This window comes from Bacillus sp. 166amftsu (genome assembly GCF_900107445.1).
Classification (GTDB): domain Bacteria; phylum Bacillota; class Bacilli; order Bacillales; family Bacillaceae_G; genus Bacillus_A; species Bacillus_A arachidis.
This window is the reverse complement of the sequence record NZ_FNQA01000016.1, coordinates 23766-40610: the sequence shown is the minus strand read 5'-3', so window position 1 is coordinate 40610 and position 16845 is coordinate 23766. Positions and strand designations below refer to the sequence as shown.

19 protein-coding genes are annotated in these 16845 nt (G+C 34.9%); 11 read left to right on the top strand and 8 right to left on the bottom strand.

Features of this window, described 5'->3' with window-relative positions; all coding sequences use genetic code 11:
• The first annotated feature begins 193 nt into the window (after window positions 1-193).
• The gene (locus BLV40_RS22545; RefSeq protein WP_090694068.1) at window positions 194-1840 is read left to right on the top strand and encodes a DUF2334 domain-containing protein; all 1647 of its coding nucleotides are present in this window, start codon (window positions 194-196) and stop codon (window positions 1838-1840) included.
• 67 nt (window positions 1841-1907) lie between these two features.
• Here the strand turns inward: BLV40_RS22545 and BLV40_RS22540 are convergent, their stop codons facing one another.
• Together BLV40_RS22540 and BLV40_RS22530 are read right to left on the bottom strand one after the other, a co-directional pair.
• Window positions 1908-2672 carry a TatD family hydrolase gene (locus BLV40_RS22540; protein ID WP_090694066.1) on the bottom strand — a complete coding sequence of 255 codons (765 nt, stop codon included), beginning with the start codon at window positions 2670-2672 and terminating at the stop codon, window positions 1908-1910.
• A gap of 562 nt (window positions 2673-3234) precedes the next feature.
• Window positions 3235-3606: a YxeA family protein gene (locus BLV40_RS22530; RefSeq protein WP_026592736.1), complete on the bottom strand. Its 372-nt coding sequence runs from the start codon at window positions 3604-3606 to the stop codon at window positions 3235-3237.
• A 249-nt stretch (window positions 3607-3855) separates the two neighbouring features.
• Here BLV40_RS22530 and nirB point away from each other — a divergent pair, with 249 nt between their 5' ends.
• From nirB to BLV40_RS22505, 5 genes are read left to right on the top strand one after another with little or no spacing between them, the layout of a single operon-like run.
• The gene (gene nirB / locus BLV40_RS22525) at window positions 3856-6261 is read left to right on the top strand and encodes a nitrite reductase large subunit NirB (RefSeq protein ID WP_090694063.1); all 2406 of its coding nucleotides are present in this window, start codon (window positions 3856-3858) and stop codon (window positions 6259-6261) included.
• Between the two features lie 12 nt (window positions 6262-6273).
• On the top strand, window positions 6274-6591 hold the full coding sequence (gene nirD / locus BLV40_RS22520; protein WP_026592734.1) for a nitrite reductase small subunit NirD: 318 nt from the start codon (window positions 6274-6276) through the stop codon (window positions 6589-6591).
• Window positions 6592-6650: 59 nt separating this feature from the next.
• Window positions 6651-8075: a uroporphyrin-III C-methyltransferase gene (locus BLV40_RS22515; RefSeq protein ID WP_090694057.1), complete on the top strand. Its 1425-nt coding sequence runs from the start codon at window positions 6651-6653 to the stop codon at window positions 8073-8075.
• The gene (locus tag BLV40_RS22510; RefSeq protein WP_090694054.1) at window positions 8072-8782 is read left to right on the top strand and encodes a sirohydrochlorin chelatase; all 711 of its coding nucleotides are present in this window, start codon (window positions 8072-8074) and stop codon (window positions 8780-8782) included. The genes BLV40_RS22515 and BLV40_RS22510 overlap by 4 nt, the downstream gene beginning before the upstream one ends.
• Entirely contained in the window at window positions 8775-9224 is a 450-nt protein-coding gene (locus BLV40_RS22505; RefSeq protein ID WP_090694050.1) for a precorrin-2 dehydrogenase, read from the top strand. The genes BLV40_RS22510 and BLV40_RS22505 overlap by 8 nt, the downstream gene beginning before the upstream one ends.
• Before the next feature lie 37 nt (window positions 9225-9261).
• On the opposite strand, the gene BLV40_RS22500 is transcribed toward BLV40_RS22505, so the two are convergent.
• Both BLV40_RS22500 and BLV40_RS22495 read right to left on the bottom strand, forming a co-directional pair.
• Window positions 9262-10353: a hypothetical protein gene (locus BLV40_RS22500; RefSeq protein ID WP_026592730.1), complete on the bottom strand. Its 1092-nt coding sequence runs from the start codon at window positions 10351-10353 to the stop codon at window positions 9262-9264.
• A 115-nt stretch (window positions 10354-10468) separates the two neighbouring features.
• Window positions 10469-10969: a YybH family protein gene (locus tag BLV40_RS22495; protein WP_090694046.1), complete on the bottom strand. Its 501-nt coding sequence runs from the start codon at window positions 10967-10969 to the stop codon at window positions 10469-10471.
• Between the two features lie 187 nt (window positions 10970-11156).
• On the opposite strand from BLV40_RS22495, the gene BLV40_RS22490 reads away from it, so the two are divergent.
• The gene (locus BLV40_RS22490; protein WP_090694043.1) at window positions 11157-11252 is read left to right on the top strand and encodes a DUF3948 family protein; all 96 of its coding nucleotides are present in this window, start codon (window positions 11157-11159) and stop codon (window positions 11250-11252) included.
• 70 nt (window positions 11253-11322) lie between these two features.
• Here BLV40_RS22490 and BLV40_RS22485 read toward each other — a convergent pair whose 3' ends face one another.
• Window positions 11323-11928 (bottom strand): lysophospholipid acyltransferase family protein, encoded by a 606-nt coding sequence (locus tag BLV40_RS22485; protein ID WP_026592728.1) that lies wholly within the window; start codon window positions 11926-11928, stop codon window positions 11323-11325.
• A 293-nt stretch (window positions 11929-12221) separates the two neighbouring features.
• Here BLV40_RS22485 and BLV40_RS22480 point away from each other — a divergent pair, with 293 nt between their 5' ends.
• Window positions 12222-12317, top strand: a complete 96-nt coding sequence (locus tag BLV40_RS22480) for a DUF3948 family protein (protein WP_081811068.1) — start codon at window positions 12222-12224, stop codon at window positions 12315-12317.
• A 72-nt stretch (window positions 12318-12389) separates the two neighbouring features.
• Here the strand turns inward: BLV40_RS22480 and BLV40_RS22475 are convergent, their stop codons facing one another.
• Together BLV40_RS22475 and BLV40_RS22470 are read right to left on the bottom strand one after the other, a co-directional pair.
• Window positions 12390-12530: a YrzO family protein gene (locus tag BLV40_RS22475; RefSeq protein WP_081811067.1), complete on the bottom strand. Its 141-nt coding sequence runs from the start codon at window positions 12528-12530 to the stop codon at window positions 12390-12392.
• A gap of 27 nt (window positions 12531-12557) precedes the next feature.
• Window positions 12558-13526, bottom strand: coding sequence for a DMT family transporter (locus tag BLV40_RS22470; protein WP_139265598.1), 969 nt, complete (start codon window positions 13524-13526; stop codon window positions 12558-12560).
• 138 nt (window positions 13527-13664) lie between these two features.
• Here BLV40_RS22470 and BLV40_RS22465 point away from each other — a divergent pair, with 138 nt between their 5' ends.
• Window positions 13665-14531 carry a LysR family transcriptional regulator gene (locus BLV40_RS22465; protein WP_090694040.1) on the top strand — a complete coding sequence of 289 codons (867 nt, stop codon included), beginning with the start codon at window positions 13665-13667 and terminating at the stop codon, window positions 14529-14531.
• Between the two features lie 257 nt (window positions 14532-14788).
• Window positions 14789-14893, top strand: coding sequence for a DUF3948 family protein (locus tag BLV40_RS22455; RefSeq protein ID WP_081811066.1), 105 nt, complete (start codon window positions 14789-14791; stop codon window positions 14891-14893).
• Between the two features lie 64 nt (window positions 14894-14957).
• Here BLV40_RS22455 and BLV40_RS22450 read toward each other — a convergent pair whose 3' ends face one another.
• A complete protein-coding gene (locus tag BLV40_RS22450) occupies window positions 14958-15905 on the bottom strand; it encodes a substrate-binding domain-containing protein (RefSeq protein WP_090694034.1) in 948 nt (315 codons plus the stop codon).
• Window positions 15906-16038: 133 nt separating this feature from the next.
• Between BLV40_RS22450 and modA the strand changes: the two genes are divergently transcribed.
• Window positions 16039-16845 (top strand): molybdate ABC transporter substrate-binding protein, encoded by an 807-nt coding sequence (modA, locus tag BLV40_RS22445; protein WP_026592724.1) that lies wholly within the window; start codon window positions 16039-16041, stop codon window positions 16843-16845.

Below are 16845 nucleotides of genomic sequence, written 5' to 3'. Positions count from 1 at the left end.
ATCATCCGCCTTCACATCATGCTTTAGACTGGTTTTCTGAAAAACAAATTATGAAACTTTATAAAAAATGTAACATTCCTTCCCATCTTTTCTATATGTAATGTTTTCCAATATCTATTTCAAATGGATTCCACCTTTTCCTTTATATATAATTGTAAATTGAATTCCACACAAAGAATAGGAGACTATCTACATGAAAAGAAAGTTATTACTTTTTCTCACTACTTTACTACTCATTCCTATCCATACCTCTGCTCAAACAACAAAAAAACCAAAAGTATTGGTTTTATACAGCGCAGAAAACGGACAAATTACAAATGATATACAGATTTTAAATACTTTAATAGGCCATTTTACAAATGATATAACCATAAAAAATTCAAAAAAAGCAAATGAAGTTACTACCCCTTCTTATACGCATGTGATTTACGTGGGCGAAAAAAAAGAGCAAATCTCTGCTGAAACGAAACAATTTCTAGAGAGCTTTTCAGGGCCTGTACTATTTCTTGGTCAAAATATAGAACAATTACCTAATCGTTTTTCTTTTATTACATTAAAAAAAGAAGATATAGGAATTAACACTATAACGTACCCAACACATCAACTTAAAAATAAATTACATGAGGAACGATTAATTAGACAACTTGATACAACCGAAAAACCTCTTGCATATGCGCTAAGCTCAAACGGGACATATCCCTTTATCGTGAAACAAAATCAATCCTATTATGTAGCGACATCTCAGCTTTTTGATTGGACATCTCATTATGTTGGTGAAATGCTCTTTTCTTATTTTCAGCAAAGTCCTGAAACAAATAAACATAGAGCTTATTTACGCTTAGAAGATATTCATCCGGCATCAGATATAAAACAATTAAAAGAGATTGCCGAGTTATTAAAGGGAAAAAAAATCCCCTATATGCTCACTGTTATCCCAGTCTACACAGATCCAGATACAGGAAAAACAATCCATTTACAAGATAAACCAGAATTAATAGACGTATTACGTTTTATGCAGGACAACGGTGGCTCCATTGTGATGCATGGCTATACCCATCAATTTTATGATAGTGAAACAGGTGAGGGTTTTGAATTTTGGGATGTAAAAACGGATCAACCTATCCTTTATCCCAATCATGAACAATTGAAAACGAGACAGGATTTTGAATCAGATGCTTCTTATAACGAATACATAGAAAACGGTAAAAAATTCGAAGAAACATATATAACAGAACATATTGAAAAAGGAATTGAAGAACTCACAGTAGCTAAATTATACCCACTCGCTTTTGAAGCACCGCACTATGCAATATCACAAAAAGGATACGAAATATTATCACGTTACTTTTCAACTTATATAGGGCAATTACAATTAGGTGATACAACATGGAGAACTATGCACTCACCAGCCTTTACAAGTACACCATCATTTTTGCATGGAATGAAGTTGCTTCCTGAAACAGTCGGTTTTATAGAAGAGGGAAACACTCATGCTTCTACTGAAATGAAGGAACGTGCATTATCATTTACAAAGCTATCAGATGGGATAATCGGTGCCTTCTATCATCCATACTTAGGGATTAAACCTTTCAAAGAACTATTAAGTGAATTAGAAAGTATTCCAAATATAGAATGGATCGATTTACAAACAGAATCGAATAAAGTGAAGACGAGGGATATCCACATTACTTCTAATAAAGATGGGATCGAGATTGATAAGCCTTTTTCCTTAAGTAACACGATGAACACCCTACAAAAGTATGGCTTTTTTCTCATCCTTGGAGTTTTCTTGATTGTATTTCTTTTATTAATACAACGTGCAAAACAACTTGAATCCTAGAACAATACCAAGCATCAACTCGTGCTTGGCATTGTTTATTCCAAATATAAGCGAGACCTTTTATCTACTACCTTTTCAAATAAAATTGAACTGTATTTTCATAAATTTTCTCTGCAACCTTATCTATAGGAATATTTTTTATCAAACTTATTTCTTTTAATACATCTTGAATCATACTTGGATGCGTCATGACATTCTCATAAAACCGCCATGGTCCATCAGTTTCTACCATTATATATTCTAGCGGATAGAACGATACGATTTTTCTAATTTTCTCCTTCTGTATAATATCCGGTGTAATAGAAATATAGTACCCATTTTGAATCATTCGTTCCATCGTTTCATTACTTCCCTTAAACCAATGAAAATGCGCACGTGAAATCTCATACTGTTCAAGTACATCACATACAATATCAGCATCTTCATAAACTGCATGTAACACAATTGGTAAGTCGTACCGTTTTGCTAAAGCCACAAACCTCTCCAATATTTCAATGTAAGGGTCTATTGCAATATCTTTCTTTTCTTGCCGTAAATAATATGGTAAGCCAATCTCACCTATCGCAACAAGTCGTTCTACATTTGCTTCAATTAACTTATAAATTTGTCCACATTCTTTTTTATTAATCATCTGTTCTGGATGAAACCCCAGTGCCGGATATACAAATGGATATTGTTTTGCTAAAGATAATGTTTTTTGACAAGAATGATAGTTCATTGATACTGCAACTAATCCATCAATCTCACCACTTCTTTTCACATCATCAATTAATTTCATTTGCTCTTTATTCTCATATTGGTCCAAATGTATATGACTATCAATCCACTTCATTCCTATCACCTCTCACATCTATTTTAATATGCTATTCCACATGAAAAGCAATAAAAAAACAAGAAGGGATCTCCTTCTTGTTTTATCATCTATATTATTTAACAATTAAGTTTGTAATTATATCAAAAAGTCCAATACATATTGCGGCAACAGTAAAGTAGCTACAGAAATCTTTTATCTGAAACTTCACTACTTCTTCTTTTCGCATCCCATTCTTCTCCCTTCTTCGTATCTCCCTAATTTCTTATCTTTTTCTATTATGCAAAAAATATGACAAACAAGCCATCGAATTAACTTACGTAAACCTTACAATGTTGTAAGGTTTAAAAAAATAGCCCCATCTCTCTATGAGATAAGGCTTATTCAATAGTTAGTTGGTTTTCAAACATTCATCATCATTTCAAACAGAAAGTTATATTTTTAAACTTTCTACTTGTATTGTAATAGAATTCATAAATAACAACTATTGAATTATCTTACACATACATTACAAAACTGTAAGGTACCTGTAATGTAATTCAATAGTTACTCTTACAAGTATTTCGCACATGAAAAGTTTACTTTATCTCGTCTCTATAATCTTACTTCTCGCCTGCACAGGTATATTTTGAGGCTCAATCTCTACTAACGATTCACCATAACGTCCTTTTGCGAAAACTTTCAATGTTTCATCCTTTTTTAGCATATGTTTTACAGTTTTCTTTATCTTTTGTTCTCTTCCTTTTTCGTCATATGCAACAAATTCATATTCGTACCAATCATCGCCAATGTGCTGACCGATACTATTTACAACCGTATAATATTCCTTCGTTTTATAAAATGGATTATATTTATCAATTACTGGACCAAACTGTGTTGGTAGGAGCAGTACAATCGCAGCTACTATCGCAATTCCAGTAATAATCACTCGCTTTTTTACTTTTTCCCACCCCAAGGTAGTAACCTCCTCACACAATATGTGTTCTATAAACTTATTTTAAAGAGAAGCGCTCAATTATGCCATTCAATCCTCTTACATTTCCCTTACATTTTTGTAAGAATTCAAGTGAGGTTTTATATTATTTTTAACAATTTGTGAATCCTCCAAAACTGTGATAAACATCACACCCTCCATTTTCCAAAGATTTTATAATACGAGTATAAAAGATTGTTAAACATTTCACATTTAAGAGGGGAAATGAATATGAAAAAACGTTTAGTCATGATCGGGAATGGCATGGCCGGCATTCGCTGCATTGAAGAAATTTTAAAACAAGATACGAAGCTTTATGACATTACTATTTTTGGTGATGAACCTCATCCAAACTACAATCGTATTATGCTATCTCACGTCTTACAAGGAAAAACAAATATCCAAGATATCATTATGAACGAATACAGTTGGTACGAAGAAAATGATATTACACTGTATACAAATGAAAAGGTAAAAAATATTGATCGTGAAGAACAAGTTATTGTTACAGAAAAGAATCGAATTGTTATGTACGACAAACTCATTATTGCAACGGGCTCTAGCGCTTTTATTTTACCTATTGAAGGTTCAGAACTTCCAGGTGTAACAGGTTTTCGGACAATAGAAGATACCCAATTTATGATAGATGCTGCTAAGCAATATAAAAAAGCCGTTGTCATTGGCGGAGGATTGCTCGGTTTAGAAGCAGCACGCGGGCTTATTGACTTAGGAATGGATGTACACGTTGTTCATTTAATGCCTTACTTAATGGAGCAACAACTTGATGCTAAAGCTGCTTCATTACTACGTGAAGACTTAGAAGCACAAGGCATGAAATTTCTTATGGAAAAGAAAACGGTGAAAATTCTTGGTACTGACCATGTTGAAGGAATTCAATTTGAAGACAATAGTATTGTAGCATGCGATTTAGTGGTAATGGCTGTTGGAATACGACCTAATACACAGTTAGCAAAAGATGCCGGTTTAATTGTAAATCGCGGCATCGTTACAAATGATTACATGCAAACAGATGATGAATCCATCTATGCCGTTGGTGAATGCGCAGAGCATGATGGGATTGCTTATGGTCTTGTTGCTCCTCTATATGAACAAGGAACCGTATTAGCAAAACATATAACGAACTCACAAACAGATGGATATGCAGGAAGTATTGTGGGTACACAACTTAAAGTTGCAGGATGTGATTTATTTTCTGCTGGACAAATTTATGAAGATGATAGGGCAAAAGCAATCTCCGTCTTTAATGAATGTACTCGTTCCTATAAAAAAGTATTAATTCGTGACAATAAAGTCGTTGGCGTTGTTTTATATGGAGATACTGCTGACAGTACACGCCTCTTTAGTATGTTAAAAAAGGAAGAAGATATACAAGAATACACACCAGCTTCTCTTCTTCATAGAGCTGGCGAAGAGAATGGCCTTGACGTTGCAAGTATGAGTGCTGACGACACTGTTTGTGGATGTAATGGTGTTACAAAAGGAACAATTGTTCATGCCATTTTAGAACAAGATTTAAACACCTTTGAAGAAGTAAAAGGGTGTACAAAAGCTGCTGGTTCATGCGGAAAATGCCGTCCTATTGTCCAACAAATTTTATCCCATACACTCGGTGATAGCTTTGATGCATCTGCTCAAAATGTAGGTATGTGCGGATGTACAACTTTGTCGCGTGACGAAGTTGTCGCAGCAATTCATGAGAAAGGATTAAAATCACCAAAAGAAGTACGAAACGTCCTTGGTTTCGCACATGAAGACGGCTGTTCCAAATGCCGTCCTGCATTAAACTACTATTTGCGTATGGCACGTCCAGAAGAATATGCAGATGATAAATCATCCCGCTTCGTTAATGAAAGAATGAACGGTAATATTCAGCATGATGGCACATTTTCCGTTATTCCTCGTATGTACGGCGGTGTTACTACTGCAGATGATTTAATGAAAATTGCTGAAGTTGCGAAAAAATACGATGTGCCGCTTGTTAAAATAACAGGTGCAAGTCGAATCGGCTTATACGGTGTTAAGAAAGAGGATTTACCAAAAGTTTGGGCTGACCTCGATATGACTTCTGGTTATGCCTATTCGAAATCCCTTCGCAATGTAAAATCATGCGTCGGTTCTCGTTTCTGCCGCTTCGGTACAAAAGATTCATTAGGCCTCGGTATGTTACTTGAACAATCGTTAGAAATGGTAGATACACCGCACAAAATGAAAATGGGTGTAACCGGTTGTCCACGTAACTGTGCAGAAGCATTAACGAAAGACTTCGGTGTCGTTTGTGTTGAAAATGGATTCCAACTTTATATTGGTGGTAACGGTGGTACAGAAGTTCGCGAAGCTGATTTTGTAATGATTGTCCCTACAGAAGAAGATGTGCTTCGCATCGCTACAGCTTATGTACAATATTACCGTGAAACCGGTATTTACGGTGAACGAACAGCCCCTTGGGTAGAACGAATGGGATTAGATCATATAAAAGAAATGCTGCAAGATGAAAACATGGTCACTACGCTAAATGAACGTTTCCAGCAGGCCCGCAACACATATGAAGAAGCTTGGGGACAAGCGCTAGAAACCAAATCATTAAAAGCCATGTATGAAGTAGAAACTGTAAAGTAAGGAGCGATCTACATGTTGCAAACAAAAGAAAAAATAAAAATAATGCATGCAGAAGACCTTCCAGTGCAAATCGGTAAGGAAGTGCGAATTAAAGATATATCCATCGCCTTATTTCGTCTTTCAAATGGTGATATTCACGCTGTAGAAAATCGGTGTCCTCATAAAAATGGACCTTTAGCTGAAGGGATTGTTTCTGGAGAATTCGTCTTCTGTCCATTGCATGACTGGAAAATTTCATTACTAACAGGTGAAGTTCAAAAGCCTGATGATGGCTGTATTCAAACATATGAAGTAGAAGTTATTGATGGTGATATTTATATATACATGTAGCTTGTACAAGGAAGCCCCTTTTAGGCTTCCTTTCAAGTAAAAACAGATGAGGTGTAGAGATGAACGGATACGTATATTTAGTTGGCGCGGGACCTGGTGATGAAGGACTGATTACAAAAAAAGCAATAGATTGCCTAAAGAAAGCTGATGTTGTTTTATATGATCGCTTATTGAATCAAAATTTACTTCGCTATACAAAGCCAACATGTGAACTCGTATACTGCGGGAAAATGCCAACGAATCATATTATGCGACAAGAAATGATTAACGCTCATTTAATTCAGTTTGCAAAAGAAGGTAAAACAGTCGTCCGCTTAAAAGGCGGAGATCCATCGATTTTTGGCCGCGTTGGCGAAGAAGCGGTAACTTTAGCAGCAGAAAACATTCTATACGAGATTGTTCCAGGTATTACATCTAGTATTGCCGCTAGTGCGTATGCCGGCATTCCTCTCACCCACCGAAACTACAGCAATAGTGTAACTTTGTTAACCGGTCATACAAAAGGAGCGATTAGCGCCCAAGTAAATTACAGTGCTCTTTTAAATAGCGATACAATTGCCTTCTACATGGGGGTTAAAAATCTACCCGTAATTTGTGAAAATTTATTACAAACAGGAAGAAAAAAAGATACACCAGTAGCAGTCATTGAATGGGGTACAACTGGAAAACAACGAGTTGTTACAGGTACACTCTCCACAATCTTGGATGATGTAAAAAAAGAACAAATTTCAAATCCATCGATGACAATTGTTGGTGAAGTGGTGTCCTTACGAAAACAAATTGCCTGGAAAGAACACAAGCCACTACACGGAAAAAAAGTTTTACTTTCCTCTGCAACAAACAAAACAAGTATACTAGCACAAAAGTTACAAACAGCGGGCGCAGAAATACATCAAATACCAACCTTCAAAAAACAAGAATATGTATTAACACCTGCGCAGATTAGTGAAATTTTTAATGCTGAGCGCCTTGTTTTCTGCTCAGCTGAAAGTGTAGCAATCTTATTCCAATCATGTGCACAATATCAAAAAGATATTCGTTCCTTACAAGCAACATTGCAGTATATGAATGTCGCTACACAGAAAGCACTTATGCAGTATGGGCTTTTAAGTGTACCTGCAACACTTAAAAGCGAAACAACCGTATATTTAGGGCGAAATATTAATCGAATTGCTATCATTCAAGAAAAAATTGGTACAGGTTCTTATATCATGACACATGAATATAAAGTTGATCATCGTTTTGATGAGATTCATACACGTACACTGACTGAATTCTCATGGGATAGCATCATATTTGAAGGCCGTGCCGCAATTGATACGTTTATAACAGAAGTAAACCGCCTTGGCTTCACAGATATTTTGAATTTACCATTTTCCTATATCGATGCACCTACTTTACAATATGCAAATAAAGTCGGATTCCATCATATCGATCATCAGCTGCAAGCTATCATCGATGAGAAAGAAGTGGTGGCACCATGAAAGGCATCGTTTATATTGGACACGGTAGCAGGTTACAAGAAGGCAATGAACAATTTATTCACTTTGTTAAGTCCGTTATAAACGAGCGAAGTGAAAACATCCAAAAAATTGGATTTCTTGAGCTAACAACCCCAACCGCCCAAGATGCGATTGTAGAAGCAATCACTGAAGGTGCAACTGAGATTTTAATTGTCCCTGTTTTATTATTTGCGGCGGCCCATTATAAGCGTGATGTTCCTTTTGAAATTGAAAAAATAAAAAGGCACTATCCACACATTACAATTTCAGTTGTACCACCTTTCAGTACGCATCCGCTTATGATTGAACTTGTAATAAAACGAATACGTGAAGCTATGCCCATAGAAAGTAGTGAAATCTTACTTGTCGGCCGTGGTAGTAGTGATCCTCAGCCTATACATGAATTAAAGCAAATTGGATCAGTAGTCGAGCAAAAACTCTGCTTGCCTGTTTCCTGTTCCTTTTTAACAAAGGGAACACCTTCTTTTACTGATGAACTCAAGGAAAAGGCAGCATCTGCAAGGCATGTATATGTCATGCCATATCTTCTTTTCACCGGCTTATTACTTCAGAAAATAAATCGGTATGCAAACAAATACCCTAACGTTACAACTTGTAATTGTCTTCAATTTGATTCCTACATGAAGGCCGCTTTATTAGAACGAATGGAGGGATACGTATATGCATAACATGTATCCTATTATGTGTAATCTACAGGGCAAAAAGGTTGTGATTATCGGTGGTGGAAAAATTGCATATAGAAAGGCAGCTGGATTAAAAAACACAGGAGCTTTTGTCACTGTGGTGAGCCCAAATATTTGTGAAGAAATGAAGACCCTTCCCTATATTAAATGGAAACAAAAAACATTTGCAGAAGAAGATATTAAAGATGCGCACCTCGTCTACGCTGCTACAAATCACCATGATATAAATATGATGGTTAAACAGGCCGCACACGAATTTCAATGGATTAATGTCGTAAGTGATGGTAAAGAATCATCCTTTCATACCCCCGCAGTTATTCGCAGTGATGAATATGTAATAAGCATATCCACATCGGGGAAAAGCCCCTCCTTTGCAAAACGAATCAAACAAAAACTAATAAAGAGCCTTCCTCAAATTATAAAATAAAAAAGATGAACGAATCCTCTCGTTCATCTTTTTTATTTTATAACGTATTTACATCCTTTTTGCTATCTTGCTCTTTCTTTTCAGGCTGATAGAGAAATACATGCTCCTCAAATCGGCTTTTTTTATCACCTTCAAAAGTTGCTCCGGCTACAAATTTAATAGCAAACTCTTTTGCCTCGATCATTGGAAAACTGATTACATACTCTTTTGCTTCACCATCTTGAACATATACATCATTTACTCTCGGTAACTTATCGCGGTCTAACGGAGGAATTTTTTTACCATCTTGTATAATAACTGTACTGTTTGGATACGTATCCATCTTCCGTCCAGTTCGATTCTCAATCCTTACTTTTAGTGTAATTCGATCCCCAGTTAATTTTTTATAATCAAATTCGCCTTCTAAAATTTGTACAGTATACCCTTCAAAATCAATTCGATTTCCATTTACAGTTGTTCCGCCTTTAATAACGTCGGCATTCTCGACATATTTCGCTCTTATACTTTCAATTGATTGAGGAGGTTGATTTTGATTACCTTTCTCCTTCAAACTATCCTTTTCTTTATCTTGAGCAGCAGGAGATTTTGAAGAACTTGTACTACCTTTAGTACTACCTTTATTTTCATTCGCTGAAAATAATTCATTTAGAGATTTAATTTCTTTTCCATCCAATGTTTTTATCGATTTTATTGCCGTACTTTTTATTTTCCATTTTTTACCCTCCTTATCAAGTGTATGCACGGATTCAGTTACATTATCTTTATAATACTCATTTTTCATTCTACTCTTTGTTTCTTGTTTCACTTCTACAGTTGCATAATCATCCGAATAAGAAAGTACTTTTACCTTTTTTAAACTGGCTTTTAAATCAAGTGCTTCAAACATCTGTTTTGTTGTTTTTTTTGAAATTTCATAACTATAAACCTCACTCGAAAGCGTGTCTAGATATCCGTCCAAGTCTTCTTTGTTAAATGCTTCTACATTCTCTTCTAATGCTTGTTTCACTTCTTTTTCTACATTACTCTCTTTAGGCTCCGCATTACTTTTTGTAGAACATCCCATCGTCCCAAGTAATAAGACACCCGCTAACAACGACATTCCCCACTTTATATGTACTACTTTTTTCATATTAAATCCCCTTTATTTTATAGAATTCAAAATTAATTAACAATATGAATTTTTCTGTTATTTTTAGATACACGCTATTACTAGATTTCCTCTTTCTTTATTCCACATTTTAATGTTAAGATTCTTTTTTAGTTCTCTCTTTTAATAAAGACTCCCCATCCAATGTCTCAGCAGTTAACATCCCTTGACTTGTAATGACCCATTTATCCTTTTCCTTTTCTAATACAAAGCGCGTCTTTACAACATTATCTGTATACTCTACACTCTTATCCTTATTTTTAGCTGTTGTTTTTGCCTCTATTGTTGCATATTTATCATTTATAGATAAAACCTTCATCCGATCAATTGTAATTTTGACATCATACTCATCTAATAAATTCTCATTCTCTTCTTTTATTGCATCATATACAAATATATCTTTCGAATATGTTTTCATATAAGCATCAGTATCTTTCTGATTAAATGCTTTTACTTGGTCTGAAATTACTTTTTCTACCTCTTTTTTTGCTTTTGCATTTTCATCTTCTTTCTTTTTTTCTACACCACAGCCACTTATCCCTAATGCAAAAACCATACAAGTTAATACTCCGTATTTTTTCTTACTTAATTTTCCCATGATGTTCCCCCTTTTAATTCCCTTAATATTCCACCAATATAGTTTATCATAAAAATGATTACTAAAATGAATTATCTCTTACAAAAATGTAATCTTTCTGTAAGCTAATTCGATAGTGACTACTCTCTATATCCCATACAATTAAGTCAGAAAGTAACAACAAACATTCGAGTAAGGAGAGAATATAATGAACAACATTACTTTTAACAAATTTGACTTTATTGGACTAGCTAGCGGCTCTGCTCTTCTTACAGCTTTCATTTATGCTGCTACGCTTATATAATTTTGTGTCCCCTTCTCCTTTATATAGATAGTAATAGAAAAGACGACCGCCTATGCCCGGTCGTCTTTTCCTATTTGCTATTTTTTTTCAATGTTTCTGTTAATTTTTCAAATGTTTCGTTCAATTGATCCGTCATCATTTTCATCGCTGTTTTTCGATCCACTGTTTCTCCCACTTCCGCTTGAATTGGATCACCGAAAATCAATTGTGCTCTTTTCCCTTTCATTAATTCTTTTACACTAGAGGGCCCAACATAAGCAGCTGGCACTAACGGAACATTAGAACGCATTGCAATTGTAACAGCTCCCGCTTTCAAAGAAACATCTTCTGTTGATCTCGTTCCACTTGGAAAAATCCCTACTACTTTACCTTCTTTTAATAAACGGGAGGGAATTTTTAGTGTACTTGGCCCTGGATTTGCACGATCCACTGGGAAAGCATTCACATTCTTAAAAAACCAATTTGTAAACTTGCTTTCAAACAATTCTTTTTTCGCCATATAATGAATTTCTGTCGGATACATGCCTGCAGCTAACATTAAAACATCCATAAAGCTTGTATGTGTACAAGCAACAACATATGGTCCTCCTTCAGGTAACTTTTCTTTCCCCTGAATCTCCACTTTTCCAACCGTTTTAAATATATATTTCAACGAAAATGTAATTGGCTTATACATTCGTTTCGTTCCTTTCTCCATATCAAAGGTTTAATCATTCTCTTACAAGAATTATAACACTAAGTTTTAGTAGTTGGTATTAAAAATAAGTGACAATTTATAAAAATTAATTCTTACAAAAGTGTAATCTTTCTGTAAGCTAATTCGATAGTAACTGCTCTCTACATTTTATACAATTAAGTCAGAAAGTAACAAACAACCATTTGAAAAAGAGCAGGCACGCATGATGTTCTCCGCTCTGATCGATGCAAAAGCAGTTACTCATTCATTAAACAAGTAAGGAAAGAATATCTATGAATAACATTACTTTTAACAAACAAGATTTTATTGGATTAGCTAGCGGCGCGACTCTTCTTACAGCTTTCATTTATGCTGCTACGCTCATATAAATTTGTGTCCCCTTTCCCCTTTATATAAATAGTAATAAAAAGAGGACCGTCTATGCCCGGTCGTCTTTCTTATTATGCTTTTCTTTCATGTAATTCTTTTAACAATTTTATCATTTCTGCTTGTTGTTTTATCTTCTTACGGCCATTTCGATTAATCGCTGCAAGCTCACCGGCAATTCCAACAGCAAAGAAAAACAATAAACTTTCTAACATATAGAAATCCCCCAAATGCATTGTCTATTAGACAGCTTGGCGTAACTGCTCCTCTTGCAAAATATGCTTATTTTTATTTTCTTCTTTACGCTGACATACATTATTTCGGATGAGTGCTGTAATAACAAGCAGTGTTCCTACTATATCAAAAATTGTTATTTTATATCCTTGTATCATCATAATGACCAATGTAGTAATTGGCACAAAGTTAATAAATAGAATCCCGTTTATAGATGATAAAATTTTTACGCCGTAGTTCCAAGTAAGCAGTGCTACAATACCTGGTAATGTCATCATAAACAATAAATCGTACTTGACGATAGAAATCGTTTCCATACTCGGTACCAGCACATATCCTAACATTGTAATTATCATCGTTATGACACCTGTTACAGCAGTCCCAAATAAACACGTCAATGTAGAATAGCGAAGTGTCGACCAGTCACTAAAGGATTGACCCCCCATCGTATAAACTACCCATCCCACAACACCGATAAAAATAAATGCTAACGAAAACAGATTATCTTTCAATGTAAGAAAGAAACTCATATCACCTTTCGTAATAACAAAAACAGCTCCAATAAAAGCTATGATCATACCTGTCATCATATATTTTTTCGGTTTGATATGCTTATATCCCCATAAGATGCAAATTGAAATCATCGGCATAAGTGCTTCCATAATAGATGCTACCATAACCCCAGGTTTCCCCATTAACATTTGTCCTAAGAAAACAAGTACATTATATACAGTAAATGCCATTGTTCCGAAGAAGACGAGTAGCTTGCCTTTTCCTTCTAAACGAAATGCCTCCTTGCCTTCTTTCATCAATAATAGTAAAACTAACGCTATCGTTACTGCCCCGTAACGAATGAATGAAAAATAAAATGGATCTATATACTCTAGTGCATGATCTGCAACTGGAAACATTGCTCCCCATGACATGCTTGCGATTAAACATGCAAGCGCTCCTATCATCATTTGGCCTTTTCTCACCGTAATCCCCCGCTTCTATGTAACTCTTGATGCATTGCACAATGAGAATTGTAAAAGAAAAAATATATCACGTAAAATGATTCAAAATGATGTTAACTATCATTTATAATGATAGTTAACATCAAGGAGGAATACGTAGTGGAATTACGAGACTTACAAATCTTTCAAAGCGTAGCAAACCACGGCAGTGTTAGCAACGCAGCAAAAGAGCTGAATTATGTACAATCTAATGTAACAGCACGCATTAAACAATTAGAAAATGAGCTCAAAACACCCCTTTTTTATCGCCATAAAAAAGGGATGACATTAAATGCAGAAGGCAGAAAAATGCATGTTTACGTTCATAAAATTTTGCAAGATATTGAAGAATTAAAACAAGTATTTCTAGATAATGAGACTCCATCCGGCATTTTAAAAATCGGTACAGTCGAAACAGTACGTACGTTACCTACTATCCTATCTTCTTATTACAAAAAATACCCAAATGTCGATTTATCACTGCAAGCTGGTTTAACAGAGGCGCTTATTAAAGAAGTAATCGATCATCAATTAGATGGCGCTTTTATATCAGGCCCTATTAAACATCCATTATTAGAACAATACGATGTTTGTACAGAGCAACTTGTCCTCGTCACACAAAATAAAGCTTTTCATATAGAGGAATTTATTACAACGCCACTTCTTGTCTTTAATCAAGGATGTGGATATCGTTCCAAACTAGAACGCTGGCTCAAAGATGAAGGATTGCTTCCAAAAAGAATTATGGAATTTAACATACTAGAGACCATTTTAAATAGCGTTGCACTCGGCCTTGGGATTACACTTGTACCACAATCGGCTGTTAGGTATCTTTCTGCTATGGGCAAAGTTCACTGCCATCCGATCCCTGAAAAGTACGGGAGCATTTCAACTGTCTTTATACGCCGGAAAGATGCCTATATGACAAATTCGATGCGTAGCTTTTTAAAAACAATTGAAGAGCATCATCATATCAATATGCTTTAAGAGACATTCTTACACGAATGTCTTTTTTTCTTACAAAACTGTAATTCTTACGTAAGCTAATTCGATAGTTACCCCTGCCTATATTTCATATAATTAAGACAGAAACAGGGCAACAACAAACATTCGAAAAGGAGCGGATACGCATGATGAACAAAATGAAAACAAACAAATTTCTAAATACAATGAGCATGGTGCTATCCGCTCTGATTGATGCAAAAGCGGTTGCGACTACATTAAACAAATAAGGAGAGATTACAATGAACAACATTACTTTTAACAAATTTGACTTTATCGGACTTGCAAGCGGTGCAGCTCTTCTTACAGCTTTTATTTATGCACTTGCTCAAGGACTTGTCTTATAAAATTGTTTCCCCTATCCCCTTTATATAGAAAAAGCTGCTCGTCTTATATAGACAAGCAGCTTTTTCAATTTGTTTCATATATAATTTGACCTGTGTTACTTATATCATATCCGCCAATTGCTCGCAGTTCATTTTGAAATTCTGTAGATTGTAATATTTCTTTCACCGCTTCAATAAATTGTTCATTTTCTTTATTTTTTAAGATTACCAAGTCATATTGTTCCTTCATCAGCGGAATAAAATCTACATTCACAATTTGCGCTACCTTTTCTGAACCTACACCAACATCAGCTTTTCCGTTAGCAATTTGCGAGGCAATTCCAATGTGATTTGACTCTTCCCAATCATATCCTCGAATATTTGCTTTCGCTATATTTTGAATTCTCACTTGTTCATCTACTAACACTCGAATTCCTGATCCTTTTTCACGATTCACAAATTGAATCGATGAATGATTCAAGTCAACCCACGTTTGTATTCCTTTTGGATTTCCTTTTTGGACATAAAACCCTACATTTCTTGCTAGTAAGTTTATGACAATACAAGGCTGTCCAACTAAAATTCGTTTTACATACGGAATGTTATATTCCCTTGTATCACCATCAAACAAATGTAAACTAACGATACTTCCTTCTCCTTGAGACATTTTAATTAAGCTCATTAAACTCCCCTGATAAGCTCGGAGCATACTAGAGCCTGGTAAAAGTCTTTCAAGATGCTTCGCTAGCATATCTAATGTTAACTCTTGCCCACTAATGACACAGGAAGCTTTTCCATCCTTCTTCTCTATTTTTATAGAAACATCTTGAATCTTCCCAGTTTTCATTTGCTTAATATATTGTTCTAAATCCGCTGCATCAATGCGCATTTGTCTACCAACTCTGTAAGAAGGGAGTTTACCTTTTTTAATTAAATCATACACTGTTAACTTTGAGACTTTTAATCGGTTTGCTACTTCTTCCGTTGTGTAGGAATGATGATCCATAGACGATTCCTCACTTTCTCTTTTCATTGTAACAAAGAAAGAAAATTTCTCCTATATTTTCAAAAAGTGATTTACTTCACATTATATTTAATTATATCTATTTATAATTAAATATAATTAGTTATAATTAAACAGAAGAAAGAGAAAGGGGATTTTATTTATGAACAAATTTACATTACGGTACATTGGGGTATTCATGCTTTCTTTCCTTCTTATATTTAGCACTGCTTGTACAAGTGGAGAAAAGAAAGAAAAAACAAATGCTAAAGAAAACAAAACAGTTGAACTTACAATATCTGCAGCTGCAAGTTTACAAGATGCTTTCAAAGAAATCGAAAAACAATATAAACAAAAAGAACCCAATATAAAGCTTTCCTTTAACTTTGGCGGTTCTGGTGCACTTCAGCAGCAGATTGAACAAGGAGCCCCTGCTGATTTATTCTTCTCTGCAGCAGAAGATAAATTTCAAACACTTGTAAAAAAAGGGATTATTAATGAAAAAGAGGGGAAAAATCTTCTTGGAAATGAACTTGTTTTAGTCGTTCCAAAAGAAAGCTCTATTAAAACATTTCAAGAGTTGAAAGAAGATAAAGTAAAGAAATTAGCAATCGGTACACCTGAATCCGTACCAGCTGGAAAATACGCAAAGGCTTCTCTTACACATGAAAATCTATGGAACGATCTACAAAACAAAATTGTATTTACAAAAGACGTCCGCCAAGTGTTAACATATGTAGAAACAGGTAATGTAGACGCTGGTATTGTATACAAAACTGATGCTCTTATTTCAAATAAAGTAAAAATAGCTGCTGCAGCACCCGCTATTTCTCATGAACCTATCCACTATCCTGCAGGAGTTATAAAAGAATCCAAGCATAAGAAAGAGGCGACTTCATTCTATGAATATTTACAGTCAAAAGATGCACAATCTATCTTTAAAAAATATGGATTTACAATCCTCCCTTAA